Annotated in this window: 15 protein-coding genes; 6 read left to right on the top strand and 9 right to left on the bottom strand. The window is 63.0% G+C overall.

What is annotated here, in order from left to right:
* Positions 1-9: 9 nt before the first annotated feature.
* On the bottom strand, positions 10-927 hold the full coding sequence (locus FQ746_RS04290) for a LysR substrate-binding domain-containing protein (RefSeq protein ID WP_144107680.1): 918 nt from the start codon (positions 925-927) through the stop codon (positions 10-12).
* Between the two features lie 117 nt (positions 928-1,044).
* Between FQ746_RS04290 and FQ746_RS04295 the strand changes: the two genes are divergently transcribed.
* On the top strand, positions 1,045-2,106 hold the full coding sequence (locus FQ746_RS04295; protein WP_144107681.1) for an AraC family transcriptional regulator: 1,062 nt from the start codon (positions 1,045-1,047) through the stop codon (positions 2,104-2,106).
* On the opposite strand, the gene FQ746_RS04300 is transcribed toward FQ746_RS04295, so the two are convergent.
* Both FQ746_RS04300 and FQ746_RS04305 read right to left on the bottom strand, forming a co-directional pair.
* Positions 2,103-2,720 carry an amino acid synthesis family protein gene (locus tag FQ746_RS04300; RefSeq protein WP_144107682.1) on the bottom strand — a complete coding sequence of 206 codons (618 nt, stop codon included), beginning with the start codon at positions 2,718-2,720 and terminating at the stop codon, positions 2,103-2,105. The genes FQ746_RS04295 and FQ746_RS04300 overlap by 4 nt on opposite strands.
* Before the next feature lie 27 nt (positions 2,721-2,747).
* Complete coding sequence (locus FQ746_RS04305; RefSeq protein WP_144107683.1) at positions 2,748-3,872, bottom strand: porin; 1,125 nt, start codon at positions 3,870-3,872, stop codon at positions 2,748-2,750.
* A gap of 319 nt (positions 3,873-4,191) precedes the next feature.
* Between FQ746_RS04305 and FQ746_RS04310 the strand changes: the two genes are divergently transcribed.
* Positions 4,192-5,523, top strand: a complete 1,332-nt coding sequence (locus tag FQ746_RS04310) for an MFS transporter (RefSeq protein ID WP_144107684.1) — start codon at positions 4,192-4,194, stop codon at positions 5,521-5,523.
* Between the two features lie 18 nt (positions 5,524-5,541).
* Here the strand turns inward: FQ746_RS04310 and FQ746_RS04315 are convergent, their stop codons facing one another.
* The 3 genes from FQ746_RS04315 to FQ746_RS04325 all read right to left on the bottom strand — a co-directional run bounded on the left by FQ746_RS04315 (position 5,542) and on the right by FQ746_RS04325 (position 8,934).
* Positions 5,542-7,077: a Fic family protein gene (locus FQ746_RS04315; protein WP_144107685.1), complete on the bottom strand. Its 1,536-nt coding sequence runs from the start codon at positions 7,075-7,077 to the stop codon at positions 5,542-5,544.
* Positions 7,078-7,279: 202 nt separating this feature from the next.
* On the bottom strand, positions 7,280-8,077 hold the full coding sequence (locus FQ746_RS04320) for an IclR family transcriptional regulator (RefSeq protein ID WP_144107686.1): 798 nt from the start codon (positions 8,075-8,077) through the stop codon (positions 7,280-7,282).
* Positions 8,074-8,934 carry an IclR family transcriptional regulator gene (locus FQ746_RS04325; protein ID WP_144107687.1) on the bottom strand — a complete coding sequence of 287 codons (861 nt, stop codon included), beginning with the start codon at positions 8,932-8,934 and terminating at the stop codon, positions 8,074-8,076. The genes FQ746_RS04320 and FQ746_RS04325 overlap by 4 nt, the downstream gene beginning before the upstream one ends.
* A 272-nt stretch (positions 8,935-9,206) precedes the next feature.
* Between FQ746_RS04325 and FQ746_RS04330 the strand changes: the two genes are divergently transcribed.
* The 4 genes from FQ746_RS04330 to FQ746_RS04345 are packed head-to-tail and all read left to right on the top strand — an operon-like array spanning position 9,207 to position 12,984.
* Positions 9,207-10,166, top strand: coding sequence for an MBL fold metallo-hydrolase (locus FQ746_RS04330; protein WP_144107688.1), 960 nt, complete (start codon positions 9,207-9,209; stop codon positions 10,164-10,166).
* A 44-nt stretch (positions 10,167-10,210) separates the two neighbouring features.
* Positions 10,211-11,959 carry an FAD-dependent oxidoreductase gene (locus FQ746_RS04335; RefSeq protein WP_144107689.1) on the top strand — a complete coding sequence of 583 codons (1,749 nt, stop codon included), beginning with the start codon at positions 10,211-10,213 and terminating at the stop codon, positions 11,957-11,959.
* 50 nt (positions 11,960-12,009) lie between these two features.
* Positions 12,010-12,246, top strand: a complete 237-nt coding sequence (locus tag FQ746_RS04340) for a DUF2783 domain-containing protein (RefSeq protein WP_144107690.1) — start codon at positions 12,010-12,012, stop codon at positions 12,244-12,246.
* Positions 12,247-12,300: 54 nt separating this feature from the next.
* Positions 12,301-12,984 (top strand): 4'-phosphopantetheinyl transferase family protein, encoded by a 684-nt coding sequence (locus FQ746_RS04345; protein ID WP_144107691.1) that lies wholly within the window; start codon positions 12,301-12,303, stop codon positions 12,982-12,984.
* Here the strand turns inward: FQ746_RS04345 and FQ746_RS04350 are convergent.
* The 3 genes from FQ746_RS04350 to FQ746_RS04360 all read right to left on the bottom strand — a co-directional run bounded on the left by FQ746_RS04350 (position 12,981) and on the right by FQ746_RS04360 (position 15,140).
* Positions 12,981-13,733: a hypothetical protein gene (locus FQ746_RS04350; protein ID WP_260853889.1), complete on the bottom strand. Its 753-nt coding sequence runs from the start codon at positions 13,731-13,733 to the stop codon at positions 12,981-12,983. The genes FQ746_RS04345 and FQ746_RS04350 overlap by 4 nt on opposite strands.
* Before the next feature lie 140 nt (positions 13,734-13,873).
* The gene (locus FQ746_RS04355) at positions 13,874-14,353 is read right to left on the bottom strand and encodes a hypothetical protein (protein WP_144107692.1); all 480 of its coding nucleotides are present in this window, start codon (positions 14,351-14,353) and stop codon (positions 13,874-13,876) included.
* A gap of 160 nt (positions 14,354-14,513) precedes the next feature.
* Entirely contained in the window at positions 14,514-15,140 is a 627-nt protein-coding gene (locus FQ746_RS04360) for a nitroreductase (protein ID WP_144107693.1), read from the bottom strand.
* Between the last annotated feature and the right edge of the window lie 108 nt (positions 15,141-15,248).

The following is a 15,248-nucleotide window of genomic DNA, read 5'->3' on the forward strand; positions in this document are numbered from 1 at the left end:
CGGGACACGTCAGCCGACACGGTTCTCCTGCCCGCTCAATTCGGCCGCGCAAACTCTCAGGCAGTCGAGGAAGTGATGCGCGACCGGCGTCAATGGGAAATCTCGCCGAACGATTGCACAGGTTTGCAAGCTCGGCAACGGTTCTTCGAGTCTGATTTGCCGGAGTCCCAGAAGCTTGAGGCTGTCGAGTTGCATGCGCGGAAAAAAGCCGATCACATCGGCTTCGGTCACCAAGCCCAGCGTGACCGAGAACGATACGTAGCGGGTCAACCGCTCGGGTATCGGCAGACCGGCCGCGGCGAACGTGTCGGCCATGATGCTGTGATTCGCGCCGTCGTAGGATGCCGGCACGAACCATTCTGCGTCCTTCAGATCGGCCAGCTTCCGCGCCCGTAGCAGAGGATGGTCCTTGCGCGCCATGACGACGAAATCGGAATCGAACAGGTGAATCTGACGCATGTCGCCGTCCACTTCGCCTGGCATGACGTGAGAGGCGATGAAGTCGACGGAGCCTTCGCGCAGCCGTCGTATGTTTAGCGGGAAGCGCTCTTCCGCAATCGACACCTGAGCAAACGGCGCACGCTCGCGAAAACGCTTCAGCGTCCGCCCGGCTAACACCACGGCAATCGCCGAGGTGCAGGCGAAGCTGACCTGACCGAGCATTTCACCCTGCATCTGGGTCAGTTCGTCGCGAGCCCGCTGGATATCCTGCAGCAAACGGTTGGCGCGCAGTTCGAGCGCCTGGCCAAAGCCGGTGAGTTCGATGCCGCGCACGCTGCGGGTCATCAGTTGCACGCCGGTATCGGCTTCGAGTTCCTGAATCGTGCGCATGACGCCCGGCGACGTGAGCCCGAGCTTGCGTGCCGCGGCCCGCAGGCTGCGCTCCTGCGCCACGGTGACGAATACCTGCAACTGTTGTGTCTTCATAGCGTGGCCTCGTGTGGTGCCGAAAAGTTAGCACATTCCATAAAAAAGCATCTTTTCAAGTCATTTTCGGCGCCTTACTTTTGCGTCCGGCGGTCTTTCGCAATACGAGGAGAGGTGATGAACGAAACTGTGGCTCACAAGAGCAAGTCCAGTCTGACGCGCTTCGTACGCGGGGCGATGCTGACCGGTCTCGAAACCGCGTCCCGGGAAATCGGCTTTGACTGCGCCGCACTGTTGAACGAGACGAATCTGTCGCTGGACTGGTCGACGCATCCGGACATGCTGTTGCCGGCCGACTCGGTCAATCGTCTGCTGGAGCTGGGCGCGCAGCGGACCGGCTGGTCCGACTTCGGCTTTCGTGCTTCGCTTGCTCGCGGATTGCCGGACCTCGGCATGCTGACCTTGCTGTTGCGTGAGGAAGCCACGCTCGGCGACGCAATGGGCACGCTGGCGGAAAATATCCATCTGCATGGCAACAGTACTTTTATTCAGACCGATGCGCACACGCCCCGGCCCATCGTGTCGTTCAGAATTGCTACGAGCGTAGCAGGCGTTCAGGCGACGGAGTTTTGCGGGTGCGGTCTCGTGATGCTGATCCGTTGGCTCGTCGGCCCTGAATGGAATCCTGTGGCAATGTGTTTCTCGCATTCGAAGCCTGCCCACACCACGTTGCAGCAGCGTTTTTACAGAAGCGAACTCAACTACGACCAACTTATCTCCGGGGTGATTTTTTCGCGGGCCGACTGGAACCGGCGTATCAGTTCTGTGCCGGAAGTGCTGAGACGACGTGCGAGGGAACTGATCGCGTTCGAGGCGAAAGGCACCGCGCCGACTTTCGAGGAGGAAGTAGGGCGCGTCATTACCCGACTGTTGCCGGAGGACTGCTGCACGGTCGAGAGCGTGTCGGCGGAGCTGGGTATCGATCGCCGCACGTTGAGCCGCAGGCTCCAGCAGAAAGGGCTTTCCTATTCGAGTCTGCTCAATCAGGTGCGATCGGAAATTGCCATCCTCCAGCTAAGTGGTGGCAGCCTGCCTTTAACCGATGTCGCGCAGGCAGTCGGCTTCAGCAGTTTGAGTACCTTCTCGCGCTGGTTCCAGCAAAGCTTCGGCTGCTCCGCTACACGCTGGCGGGAAGACGACCGCCATTACGCAGTGAGCAGCCGGCGATACACGCGCTAGGTGCTTTTCTTCACCCTTGCGTTGGCGCGTGAAGTGCCGAAGCCGACGAACAGCACGCACTCGTCGGCTGCGGGCGAGCCCGGAACACAGACTTCCATGGAGTCCATCGCGTCGAAGTTCCATGCGTCGTCAGCGTCGCCGAAAGCGAGATCCACCGATGCCCCGGGTCCTCCCAACTTGGCGACGCCGGGTATCAATGCCGGGCCTGCGCCGAGGCCCGCACGCATCGGTTTGCCCAGACTCGCATGAATGAGTGCGGCACCATGCTCGCGCTCGCCGTCGAGGCCCACAATTACAGCCTTGCCATACGCAGTCGGGCTGCAATCTGCGGGAAAGCGCGCGAGCGCCATCGCAGTGAGCGTCGTGCCGACTCGTTCGGACAACTCTGCCAGTGCATTTAAATGGGCCCGGTCGGCCGCGCCCAAGCCCGCGAACGGATTGGCGATCACCGCAGCAGCGACCACGTGCCGTGCCGGTGGAACGACCGCGGCGCCGCCTTCGGAATAAAGTTCTCGCTCGAAAAGCAGAAGCTGGCGAACGGGATTGGAGATGGATTGCAAGGTGTGCTCCTGTAGGAATGTCGAAATGAATAGCCGGCCTGGATAACCGGCCATGTCATGAACTCTGGTGGGTGTTGTCGCTTAGAAGAGGTGCCGTATTCCCACCATGACGCCGGTCTGATTCACGCCTAAAGCGGGATTCGACGACGTGGTCGCATTACCGCCGTCGATAGTGAAGGCAGCCTGCGCCTGATTGAATACGCGGCCGGCCGTGACGTAAGTCGCACTGGATTTGGACAGCAGATACATGGCGCGCACCGCGACGGCCGATGCACCGGCCGATGCGCCACGCACGCGTAACAGTCCGTATTGCGCGTCGAGTACGACCTGAGGGAGTAGCGCGTACGTCGCGCCGCCGAACCAGTAATTACTGGTCGGAGTCAGCGATGCTTCGTTGACGCGGTGAATCAATCCGCCGCCTACGGTGAGCGTGCGTAGTTTGAAGTAGCCGTCGAGGACATATCGCGTGTCGGTCTGCGAACTGGACGGCAGCGGGGAGCCCACTCCGCCGCCACCGATATTGCGGTCGAATACCGCGGCTATGCCCCATGTACCCGGGTCGTACTTGAGCATGGCCGACATGGCTTTACAGGCTTTCCAGTCATCGGCCGATTGTGCGCAGCCGCCCGCTGCGGCCGATGCGACCTGATCCCGGCCCAACGAATAGGTGACGCCGACGGTGAAGGCCTGAATGGTTTTCGACCACACAATCGCATTGTCGTCGCGTGAGTTGAACAGATAGCCGTCGAGTACACCGGCGGCAAACAGGTTGGGTGCGAGCGTATCGCCAATCAACCCCCAATAGATCTGCGAATACTGCCGGCCAAAAGACAGCGTGCCCCAGGTGTCGCTGCTGATTCCCACGTAGGCTTGCCGGCCGAAGAGTCGGCCGCCCTGATTGAGAGAACCCTGGCCGGTTGCAAATCCCGACTCCAGCACGAACACGGTACTGAGTCCGCCGCCGAGATCTTCCTTGCCGCGGAGGCCCCAGCGCGACGGAAGCGTGCCGGTGATCTGCGGTGTGCGGAGAACAGTGCTGCGAGACGCGCCGACATTGTTCACATATTCGATACCGGAATCAATGATGCCGTACAACGTAATCGAGCTTTGCGCATGGGCGCCGCCGGCAAGCGCGAGACCCGCGAGCAGATAGATCAGGCGCCGGGCGCAAGCCGACAGTCTTGAGCGTGATTTCAGTGTGAGCATGAGTTGGTAGAGAAGGAAATGATCGTTGCCCTAATGAGTGGACTCGCAGAAAGCCGGTAGTGCAGGCTCAATTTATGAGTGTCAAAAACAGGCCATTTGACAGGGCGGGTCGCGCCTTTGCCTTTCGGGACGAAGGCGGAAGAGAGAGCGGGGAGAGGCTGGATCGGGACTTGTCGTGCGCGTTGTCGAAAAGGCAGCACGCAAAAGAAAAAAGCATCTTTTCAAAGCATTTTGATGCCGATATGTTGCTGGCGAGATTGGAATAGTTAGCGACAGCCACGGTGATACGGCAGCGTCGCGCGATAAAAAGAGGCAGGAAATGGAATTGGATAGAGAACTGGCAGCGCCCGGTGAAAGGCTAGTGGTGGATCCGGCAAGTCAGGACCGGAATCGCTCCCGCTTCGTCGTCGCTGCCGTGATCGGGAACTGGCTCGAAGCATTCGACTTTACGGTGTTCGGCTTCTTCTCGATCTTCATTGGCCGCGTGTACTTTCCGGCAGCCGATTCCACTACTTCGCTATTGCTCGCCGTCGCGACATTTGCCGTCGGCTTTCTCGCGCGTCCTGTCGGGAGCGTGGTACTCGGGATCTATGCGGATCTCGCGGGCAGAAGAGCGGCGTTGTCGTTGACTCTTTTACTCATGGCGGCCGGCACACTGGCCGTGGGTCTCACGCCCGCTTACGGGACGATCGGCCTCGCTGCGCCGGTGATCGTGGTGATGGGTCGACTCGTTCAGGGTTTCGCGCAAGGCGGCGAATTCGGCGCCGCGACCGCCATGCTCGTGGAGGGAGGCGTCGCCGGGCGACGCGGTTTTCGGGCGAGCTGGCAGTTGGCCAGTCAGGGCGGGGCGGCGATCATGGGCGCGGGTGTTGCCCAATTGCTCACCGCGCTGTTATCGAACGAAGCCATGCTTTCCTGGGGATGGCGCATGCCGTTTCTTGCCGGCGCACTCATCGCGCCGATTGGAATTTATCTGCGCAACGCGCTGCCGGAAAGGGGGGAGTCGCAGCACGCGCATCGTGCGGAACGAGGTGTGCTGCGGATGCTTCTCACGCAACATGGCAAGACCCTGTTGCTGGTCACGCTGATGGTAATGGGCGGTACGGTCTCGAACTACATCCTGCTGTTCTATATGCCGACCTACGTGATCCACACACTCGGATTACCTGCCAGTACTTCTTTTTCCACTGGGGTTGCCGCCGGACTGGTGACGCTGGTTGCGGCGCCTGTCTTCGGTGCGTGGTCGGACCGCAAGGGTAATCGCAAGCGTCCGATGTTCATCGGACGGGGCATCCTGATCGTGTTGTTGTACCCATGCTTTCTCGTCACGAGTCGGTTTCCATCGATGCCCGTGATTCTGACCATGCTCTGCGTGATGGTGCTCTTCTACACGATGGGATCGGCGCCGCAGTTCTCGTTGATGTCGGAGGCATTCCCCCCGCGTCTGCGCGCCACGGGCATTTCTATCGCTTATACCGCGAGCGCGACGCTGTTCGGGGGGACGGCACAACTGGTCGTGACGTGGCTGCTGAAGTCGACCGGGAACCCCGCAGCGCCCGCGGCTTATGTCGCGCTGTGTCTGCTGATATCGGTACTGGCGACGAGCCGGCTGAAGGTGCAGGTTCGAGGCGGATTGGAGGAGGCGGACTGAGGCTGGTGCTGCAAGTCGTCACTCTTCCTCTTCCCCAAAAGACTCGCTGATCGCCTGGACGATTTGGGGTATCAATTCTGGCCGCTCGTCGAACAGCGGATAGCGCTTGCGCAAACTGTTCGACACGCTGTTTGCGTTCTGCCGGATGCTTCGGATGATGGCGTCGAGGTCGGTGTCCGGCGCTTCGAGAAACTCCTTGATGGCGCGTCGCGCGGTGTCGTTGGAATGCAGGAAGCGCGCTTCGGTGCGCATTTCCTGCGTCAACGTGGCATCGATGACATCCGCCAGATAGATTACGTGCGCCGTGAGGTCGGGATACTGCCATGCGGGTAAGGCGTCGTCGTATGCGTGAAAGTGCAGGTTGTATTCGACGCCGTCTTCGCCGACCGCGGTTTTACCGAACTCGTACCGGTCCGCATAGTGTTTCATCAACGGGCGGGAGAACCGCTCCAGTACCTTGTCATAGGCGGCGCGATCGCGCGTGCTGTGGGTGATCGTGGCGGACACCGGCAGGATGATCGGCGCGGGCACCGCACCGTCGCGACGCAGAATGTCGTTGATCAGAAAGCGCGAGATGCGGCCGTTGCCGTCCGCCATCGGGTGCACGTAGACGAAGCCGAACGAGGCCGCCGCCGCACGCACGATCGGTGCGCCGCCTGCGGTCCGCGCAAGAAAACGGCTCAAGCCGCCGAGCATCGCGTCGATACGTTCCCATGCCGGCGCAATGTAGTCGACCACCGGCTGATAGCGCGCCACGTGTCCCACGTAGACCGGCGAACGGCGAATGCCGTAACGCAGCGCCGAGCGGCCGAGAATGCCACGTTGCAGAACATCCAGCGTGGCCGCGTCGAACGGATCGGCGTGCCGCCCGCATTCGCTTTCCATGACAGCGGCGAAGCGGCGGATGCGGTCTTCGTCGTCCTGCTCCCGCTCGATCAGGAAACTCGCGCGACTTTCCTTCACGGTGAGCCACACGGCGCTGCGCAGAATCAGGTCGATGCCATAGTCGGCCTCGAGATCGGCGAGCGGCGAGGCGAGATCGTAAGTTTCGGCACGCTGAACGGCTTCGACCCGCCGGATCACCGGGCAGAAATCACGATTGCCCGGCAGGTTATCGCGCACGCGCCAACGCGCGTTGTTCACGACCGCGCCCACGACGAACTCGGCCGGATTCAGCGCCTCGACGTAATTGCCACGGACGGTGTCGGGCGCGTTCAGCCGCTCGGGCATCAGCCATTCATAAAAGAAGCAGGCACGGCGTGCATAGGCGCCGGTGGGCTCGCGCTGCGCCCACGCCTCCAGTTCACCGCGCACCGCCGGAATCGCATACAGCCGGGCGAGAAATTCCAGATGGATGCCCTCGTGGCGGAAGGCGAAGGTCAGATTGTCCGGGAGGGTCGGCGACGGGCGATAGGGCTCGGGATAAACCTCCCGGCGGATATCGCCGTCCGTGGACGTGAAGCGTGTGCGGCCGATTTCGCTCTGCACGGCGAACGGGTGCACCGGCACGACGCCGTATTGGTTGGACAGCCATTGATAACCGATCTGCGGCATGATTTTCAATCCGGTACGGGACAGGCGCGAGTAACACCCGAGCGGTTTCTTTGGCCCGGATTCGCTCAGTTTCAATTATTCCGCGCTCAAAACGATTATAAAACGCCGTTCATCCACAAAAACGATTAAAGGCGTCGCGCGCATCATTTCAATTATTCGCCTCTCAAAACGATTACAAACCAGCCTTTTCCTCGCAAAACGATTATTTCTCGCCGCCCGTTGCCGTCATCCACCCGAACCTCAACGACAGCCTCAGCGCCGCCGCGCCCAGCGTTCGCGCGGGCTCGCCGGCCAGTTCATGGTCGAAGCTGCCGCTCGGTCCCATCAGCGCGAGCACGAGGCAGATGGCGCCCGTGTGATCCAGCACCGGCGCCGCCAGCGTGCTGATACCCGGCACCGGCCGGCTGACCGCGGTATCGATGCCCGCGGCGCGAATCTGCTCGAGTCGCTGTTCGTAGCCTTCGGGCAAATCCCCAGACGCCCCCGCCAGCCGCAGATGATCCAGCGTCAGCAAACCCTGGCGCACGTCGTCCGCAACATAAGCCGAGAACACCCGGCCGATCGCCGTATTCACCAGCGACATCACCGTGCCCACCCGCAGGCTCACGTGCAGTGGCCGCGCCGACTCTTCAAGACGCACGACGGTCGGCCCAAGCGGCCCGAGCACGGCCATCGCGACGCTCATGCCGGTGGCGAGCGCCAGCCCGACCACCTCCGGCTCGGCTTCCCGGGTCGGCGACAGGCGCTGCAAGCCGATCAGCCCGAGTTCCAGCGCAAGCGGCCCAGCTTCGAAACAGCCGGACGCATCGCGCTCGAGCAAGCCGATTTTCAACAGACTGACCAGATGCGGAAACGCCTTGGCCGGCGGCATGCCCGCAGCCGCGGCCAGATCGCGCAGGTTCAGCGGCCGGGCGGCCGCCACCAGCGCGGCGAGCAATTCGCCGGTGTTGTCGAGCGACTGGATGCCGCGCTGCGGTTTCGTTTCGAGGGAATCGCTCATGATGCAAACGACACCGGCAAGGCCGCGCTCGCGGCCAACCCGGCGCCAATCTCCCGCGCGGCGACGAGCAGCGCGCGCGCGGTCGGCCCATCGGCGCGAACGTCGATCGCCCCGGTGGAGCCGATCACCGTCAGCGCGAGACACAAGCCGCCTTCGCGATCCAGCACGGGCGCGCTCAAACTGCTGATGCCGGGGCTCGGCGCATCGACGCTGCACGCGAGTCCGCGAGCGCGGATGTCGAGCAGATCGGCGTCGAACGCGGCGCTCTGTTCCGGCGGCGTCAGCGCTTCGCCCGACGCGCCGGACTGGTTCGCCCACATGCCGTCGAGCGCCGCACGCGGCAGGTACGCGCAGAACACCCGGCCTGTCGAGGTGGCCGGCAACGACATCACGGTGCCCACATGCAGGTTCACGTGCAGCGGAAACCCCGCGTGTTCATAACGGACGATGGTCGGCCCCTGGGGGCCGGCAATACAGATGGCGACGCTAAAGCCGATGGCTTCGGCCAGTACGGCAACCCGCGGCACGGCGGCGCGAAAAGCCGGCTGGTTCTCCAGACGCAGCAGCCCGAGACGCAGCGCCAGCGGACCGGGCTCGTAGCGCCCGGACAACTCGTCGCGCTTGATCAGCCCGAGCCGGCTCAAGCTCACCAGATACGCGTGCGCCTGGCCCGGCGCAATCTGCGCGGCGGTGGCGAGATCGGACAGTGCGAGCGGATTGCGCGCCTGAGCGAGCGCCTGCAACACCCGGCCGCCCACTTCGACGCTTTGAATACCGCGTTGCGGCTTGCCGCCCGCGACGGCGCCGGTGGGCGCGCCCGTCGCGTCAAGCGTGACCGGTTTGACTGCTTTGCTCACACCGCGCTCGTCCGTGAAAAGGGTCCATGTTAAACGAAGGCCTGCCTGTCAGGCCCGCGCTGCCAGATGTGATCTTACCGGCCAGAAAATTTGCGTATAGCGATACATTTCGCCATTGACAAATAACTGGGCGTCGCCCTAATATGCCTTCACCCCGACGTACCGGTGCAGTCACAGAGTCAAACGGGGCGAGACAATCCTCCAATACCGCACGCTTCTACGCTGCGTCCGGCCATGTCTCGCCTCCCAACCAACTTTTGAGGGAGACAAACATGGCAAAGGCATTCGCATCCCAGGCAGACCTGGAAGTCAAGAAAGTCACGTGGACCCAGCTGTCTGAAAACGCTTACGCATACACCGCCGAAGGCGACCCGAACTCAGGCGTGATCATCGGCGACGACGGCGTGCTGATCGTCGATACGACCGCGACGCCGGCCATGGCGCAAGACCTCATCGCGAAGATTCGCAGCGTCACCGACAAGCCCATCAAATACGTCGTGCTGTCGCATTACCACGCAGTGCGCGTGCTCGGCGCTTCGGCGTATTTCGAGGAAGGCGCGCAGGAAATCATCGCGAGCCGCGGCACGTGGGAAATGATCGTCGAGCGCGGCGAAGCGGACATGAAGTCGGAAATCGAACGCTTCCCGCGTCTGTTCGCGGGTGTCGAAACGGTGCCCGGTCTGACGTGGCCGACGCTCGTGTTCGAGAAGGAAATCACGCTGTTTCTCGGCAAGCTCGAAGTGCGCATCGCGCATCTGGGCGCCGGTCATACGAAGGGCGACACCATCGCGTGGCTGCCGTCGCAAAAGGTGCTGTTCTCCGGCGATCTGGTCGAATACGACGCGGCCTGCTATTGCGGCGACGCGCAACTCGAACAGTGGCCGGCCACGCTCGAAGCGCTGCGCGCGCTGAACGCCGAGAAGCTGGTGCCGGGCCGCGGTCCCGCACTGCTGTCGCCGGCCGACGTGAACAAGGGCCTCGACTATACGAAAGACTTCGTCACTACCCTGCTGCAGGCCGGCCGCGAAGCATTCGAACAGAAGCTCGATCTGAAGGGCGCGATGGCGCATACGCGCAAGGCCATGGATCCGAAGTTCGGCCATGTGTTCATCTACGAGCATTGCCTGCCGTTCGACGTGTCGCGTGCCTTCGACGAAGCCAGCGGCATCGCGCATCCGCGTATCTGGACCGCGCAGCGCGACAAGGAAATGTGGGACGCGCTGCAGGCCTGACGCCAGCGTTGCATAGAAAAAGTCGAGAGGGACGGAGACACGAGATGAGCATCGACTACCAGAGGCTGTCGTTCAAATACCAGCCGTGCCGGGAACAAATGGCGCAACCGGCGCAAGCGGCGCAAGCAGCGCAAGCAGCGCAATCGCAAACCGGCGCAAGCGAAGCCGCTTATCCGGTGATCGTGGTCGGCGCGGGGCCGGTCGGTCTCGCGACTGCGATCGACATCGCGCAGCAGGGCGTGCCGGTCGTGCTGGTGGACGACGATTGTTCGCTGTCCACAGGTTCGCGGGCAATCTGCTTTTCCAAGCGTTCGCTGGATATTTTCGACCGGCTGGGTTGCGGTCAGCGGATGGTGGAGAAGGGCGTCAGCTGGAATGTCGGCAAGGTGTTCCTGCAGGACGATCTCGTGTACACGTTCAATCTGCAGCCGGAGTCGGGGCATCATCGGCCTGCGTTCATCAACCTGCAGCAGTATTACGTCGAAGGCTTTCTGCTGGAACGCGCGCAGCAGATGGACAACCTCGAGATCCGCTGGAAGAGCAAAGTGGTCGGCGTGCAGCAGAACGGCGCGCCGGGCACGGCAGACGCCGGCGTCACCCTCACGGTGGACACGCCCGACGGACAGTACCCCTTACGCGGCCGCTACGTGGTGGCCGCCGACGGTTCACGCAGTCCCATGCGCACGTTGATGGGACTGGACAGCAAGGGCGTGACTTTCAAAGACCGTTTCCTGATTGCCGATGTGAAGATGGAAGCGGAATTCCCCACCGAACGCTGGTTCTGGTTCGATCCGCCGTTTCATCCGAATCAGTCGGTGTTGTTGCATCGTCAACCGGACAACGTGTGGCGTATCGATTTCCAGCTGGGCTGGGACGCCGATCCGGTGCTGGAGAAAACCCCGGAACGTGTCATTCCCCGTGTGCGTGCGCTGCTCGGGCCGGACGCGAAGTTCGAACTGGAATGGGTTAGCGTCTACACGTTTTCTTGTCTGCGGATGGATCGCTTCCGGCACGGCAACGTGCTGTTCGCGGGCGACTCGGCGCATGGCGTGTCGCCGTTCGGCGCGCGCGGCGCGAATAGCGGCGTGCAGGACGCGGAAAACCTCGCGTGGAAGCTGGCGATGGTGCTGGAAGGCCGCGCGTCCGACGCGCTGCTCGATACCTACGCAAGCGAGCGGGAATATGCCGCCGACGAAAACATCCGCAACTCAACCCGCTCGACCGATTTCATCACGCCGAAAAGTCCGGTGAGCCGCGTGTTCCGCGATGCGGTGTTGAAGCTGGCGCGGCAGCATCCGTTCGCGCGGCAACTGACGAATAGCGGGCGCCTGTCGGTCCCGGCCGTGTTGCGCGACTCGCCGCTCAATACCGCGGACGTTGAGCGTTTCGAAGGCAATATGGTGCCGGGTGCATCGTGCGTCGATGCACCGGTCGAGCTGGCAGGTCAGGCCGCGTGGTTGTTGCCGCAACTCGGTCAGCAATTTACCGGCGTGTTGTTCGGCGGCGCGCAGGGTGTCGATGCGGGCACCCAAGCCGCACTCGATGTTTTGCGCAGCGGGCCGATTCCGCTGAATCTGGTGGTCGTGACGAGCGAGGCGAAGGCCGATGAGGTGCCGGGTGCAACGACGATCCACGATATCGAAGGCCTGGTCAACGCGCGCTACGACGCGCAGCCGGGCACGTTCTATCTGATTCGTCCCGATCAACACGTGTGCGCGCGTTGGCGTCGACTCGACACGCACGCCGTCGAGCAGGCGTTGAAGCGCGCGTTATGTGTCGAGGGCACGGCCTGACGTTGATGTTGACGCTGACGCTGACGCAAAAGAAATAGCAGGAGACAGACATGACTTTGAACACGCAACCCAATCTCGCCCGCCCCGACGATTTCTACGAGGCGTTGATCGACATGCATCGCGATCTCGACGATGCGCAAAGCCAGTCGGCGAACGCGCAACTCATTTTGCTGCTCGCAAACCATATCGGCGATCACGCTACGTTGCTCGAAGCCATGCGTTTCGCGCGCGATGGTGCGGCCCAGCCCGCGACACGCGCAGCCGATGCGCATCCGCTGGCCGCCTGAGATTCGATACGGATATCGGGTACAGTCGCGCATAGTGCGCACTCCCGTTATCCGATGCCTTCGATTCAATCCATTCCGCTGCAGCATGAAGGCCCTGCCGATATCGCGCTGTCGCGTGTCGATTGCGCGTTCGACCGGTCGCTCGACGACGCGGCCTTCGCCGCGCTCAGCGACGACGAACTCGCCCGCGCACGACGCTTTCTCCGCCATGAAGATACGATCCGCTTCGCGTCGGTACGCGCCGCATTGCGCGAGCAACTCGCGGCGCATCTGCGGATGGCGGCTCGCGACATAAGTTTCTCTGTCGATACGAACGGCCGCCCGTATCTCGTCGATACGCCCGCGTGTGACTTCAACGTATCGCATGCGGGGGGCTATGGGCTGATTGCGCTGTCGCGCACGCGACGGGTCGGCGTGGATATCGAGCGCCTCAAACCCGGGTTCGACTGGCGGTCCATTTCGCGCCTGACGCTCGACGCCGAGGAGATCGCGTGGATCGAACGCCTCGACAAAAGCGCGCGCGATGCCGCGTTTTACGATGCATGGGTAGCGAAGGAAGCGCTCGTGAAGACCACCGGCGCCGGTATCGCGCACGGCTTGCAGCATCTCACGGTGTTGCCGCGCGAGGGTCGCGAAGTGACACTGCGCAAACAGATTCCCGCCGACATGCAGACTGTCGCCGCGCATTGGATCACGGCGCCGGCGGGTTATGCCGCGTGTCTCGCCTGGTCGCGCTAGGCGTCCGGCTTGTCGAACACGAGCACCTTCGGCCAGCCGATCATGTGCACGCGGGTGAGCGGTAGCGCCATCGTGACCGCTGCGCGTATCTTGCCGGCCATCGGCAGATCGAGCACTTTCCATGCGCCCTGTCCGGCGAGGTCCAGTGTGCAGGCGTGGGCGTCGGTTGCGAGTGCCTGCGCATGCACGCCGCTATCCACGTCCGCCGGCGGCTGGCGCAACGCACTGCACAGGCTGTCATAGCGCGCGCGGCGTCGGGCGATGTGTGGCGTGGCTTCGGGCGACGGTGTCGGCGACGGCACCGCCACACTGACGCCGAGCGCGGCGGTCGCAATGCCGATCACGATCCAGATACCGCCGTAAGCGATGTCGATGACGATTGCGGGTCCATCCGCGGGATGCTGCGCGCGCAGTTTCTCCTGACCGTCGTCCTGCAGATCGACTTCATCGGGCGCGCAGTGGAACAGATGTGCGACGATCCAGCGCGCCACCACGCGCGCGCTGATGAAGCGCTTGCGCAAGGCGGCATTCGGGTGCATCCGCGCGCGCTCGCGTTCGCTGCGGGATAGCCACGTATCGCCTTCCTGTACCGGCACCGGCAGCCATTCGCAACGGAAACGCCATACCTGTAGCTCGCCGGTGCGTGGCGTCGTGATGGCGCGCGGATAAGCGCGCGTCAACGGATAGGAGAAGCATTCCGGGGTGGTGAGCGCCGCCGGTGTGAGGCGTGCCGGATGCCCGGCGCTCACGTGCCGGAGCGTAGAAGAGCGGCTGAGCTCGTCCCGGTTTGCTGGCGCAGGTTCGGATGTCTCCTGCCGGATGTCTCGCTCCGATAGCCATTCCGATGGTGTTTGTTTTTGTGCCGACTGCGATCCCATGCGTTGCGTCCTCAATGCATATAACTGACGCGGCGCGCCTGCATGTCGAGCTCGACACCGGCATCCAGCAGATCGATGGCGAACCAGCGGATCAGCTTCAATACGCCGCTCACTGCGGGCCCGGGCAGCCACTCGCTCAGCATGCGCAACGCGGCGCCGCTATGGGTTCGCTGCAACAGCGCGATGGTTTGCAGAATTACCGCTTCGTCCTTGCCGAGCTCGCTCGCGCAACGGCAACGCATGTCGAGCGGGCGATACGACACGCGCATCAGCGAACGCATCAGCAGATCGAAATGCTCGATACCGTCCTGGCGCAAACCCACGCCGCTCAGAATGTCGCGCCAGTTCACGCCGCCGCGTGCGGTTTCGCAGGCCGGCCGCAGCCAGGTGCGCACGGCGCTCAGGACCGTGCGCGCGGGCGCATCGGCGGACTCGGCAGTGTGGTCGTCGATCAGTTCGGGACGGCTGCTGTATTGAGAGCGGAAGTTCATCGAGGCTCCTGAATGGACACGGTCCAATGAGCGCGCCGGCCGGTTGAACGGTTGCCGCGTCGCAGGCCAGCGCTTGTCGCGTGCGACGGATAGGCGTTGGCGCAACGGGTGCGCCGGGTGTGTCGGGTGCGCCGGGTGTCCGGGTGGGTCGGCTGTGTAATCAGGCGCGCGTCGGTGCGTGCCATTCGCGCAGATGCTCGCTGCGCGGCGGACGGACCGGCGCCGCTGTGCGCGTCGTCGCGGTACCGATGAACAGGAAGCCGAGCAGCCGTTCGTTGTCCGCGAAACCTAGCGCGTCGTGCAGACCGGGCTCGTAGCTGTCCGGCCCGGTGGCCCAGAAGCCGCCGTAGCCGAGCGCGTGGATGGCGTTAAGCATGTTCATCGTGGCGGCGCCGACGGCCAGCAACTGCTCCAGTTCCGGCACCTTCTTATGCGGCGTCACGGCCGCGCCGAGCGCGATGACGAGCGGCGCGGCAAAGGCTTTCTGCCGCCGGTGCGCGTGCGCGGAACGCGGTTCCTCGGGATTGCGGGCATGGGCGGCATCCACCAGCACGTCGCCGAGCGCGCCGCGCGCTTCGCCGCGAATTGCGACGAAGCGCCACGGCCGCAGATTGCCGTGATCGGGCGCGCGCAGCGCGGCGTCGACGATCAGGTCGAGTTCGGCATCCGCCGGACCGGGTTCGCTCAACGGCCATTCGGATTGGCGCGATAGCAGCATGTCGAGTGCAGCGGAAGCAGCAGGGGAGCGCGTCGAGGGTTCGGCTTGGGACAGTTCTAACGTGGTCATGTTTGGCTTCGGGCTAAGTGCATGCGTTGCATGATGAGCCAATTCTCACGTAAATGCAAATCATTCGCATTTGCAAATGCTGGATGGATCGTTACGGTTTATTGAAAA

Origin of the sequence: Paraburkholderia sp. BCC1886 (genome assembly GCF_900996245.1) — a bacterium.
Classification (GTDB): domain Bacteria; phylum Pseudomonadota; class Gammaproteobacteria; order Burkholderiales; family Burkholderiaceae; genus Paraburkholderia.

What these genes read in the sequence shown, in the direction of transcription:
- FQ746_RS04290 (WP_144107680.1), bottom strand. Translation starts at nt 927, where the DNA reads ATGAAGACACAACAGTTGCAGGTATTCGTCACCGTGGCGCAGGAGCGC.
- FQ746_RS04295 (WP_144107681.1), top strand. Translation starts at nt 1,045, where the DNA reads ATGAACGAAACTGTGGCTCACAAGAGCAAGTCCAGTCTGACGCGCTTC.
- FQ746_RS04300 (WP_144107682.1), bottom strand. Translation starts at nt 2,720, where the DNA reads ATGGCCGGTTATCCAGGCCGGCTATTCATTTCGACATTCCTACAGGAG.
- FQ746_RS04305 (WP_144107683.1), bottom strand. Translation starts at nt 3,872, where the DNA reads ATGCTCACACTGAAATCACGCTCAAGACTGTCGGCTTGCGCCCGGCGC.
- FQ746_RS04310 (WP_144107684.1), top strand. Translation starts at nt 4,192, where the DNA reads ATGGAATTGGATAGAGAACTGGCAGCGCCCGGTGAAAGGCTAGTGGTG.
- FQ746_RS04315 (WP_144107685.1), bottom strand. Translation starts at nt 7,077, where the DNA reads ATGCCGCAGATCGGTTATCAATGGCTGTCCAACCAATACGGCGTCGTG.
- FQ746_RS04320 (WP_144107686.1), bottom strand. Translation starts at nt 8,077, where the DNA reads ATGAGCGATTCCCTCGAAACGAAACCGCAGCGCGGCATCCAGTCGCTC.
- FQ746_RS04330 (WP_144107688.1), top strand. Translation starts at nt 9,207, where the DNA reads ATGGCAAAGGCATTCGCATCCCAGGCAGACCTGGAAGTCAAGAAAGTC.
- FQ746_RS04335 (WP_144107689.1), top strand. Translation starts at nt 10,211, where the DNA reads ATGAGCATCGACTACCAGAGGCTGTCGTTCAAATACCAGCCGTGCCGG.
- FQ746_RS04340 (WP_144107690.1), top strand. Translation starts at nt 12,010, where the DNA reads ATGACTTTGAACACGCAACCCAATCTCGCCCGCCCCGACGATTTCTAC.
- FQ746_RS04345 (WP_144107691.1), top strand. Translation starts at nt 12,301, where the DNA reads ATGCCTTCGATTCAATCCATTCCGCTGCAGCATGAAGGCCCTGCCGAT.
- FQ746_RS04355 (WP_144107692.1), bottom strand. Translation starts at nt 14,353, where the DNA reads ATGAACTTCCGCTCTCAATACAGCAGCCGTCCCGAACTGATCGACGAC.
- FQ746_RS04360 (WP_144107693.1), bottom strand. Translation starts at nt 15,140, where the DNA reads ATGACCACGTTAGAACTGTCCCAAGCCGAACCCTCGACGCGCTCCCCT.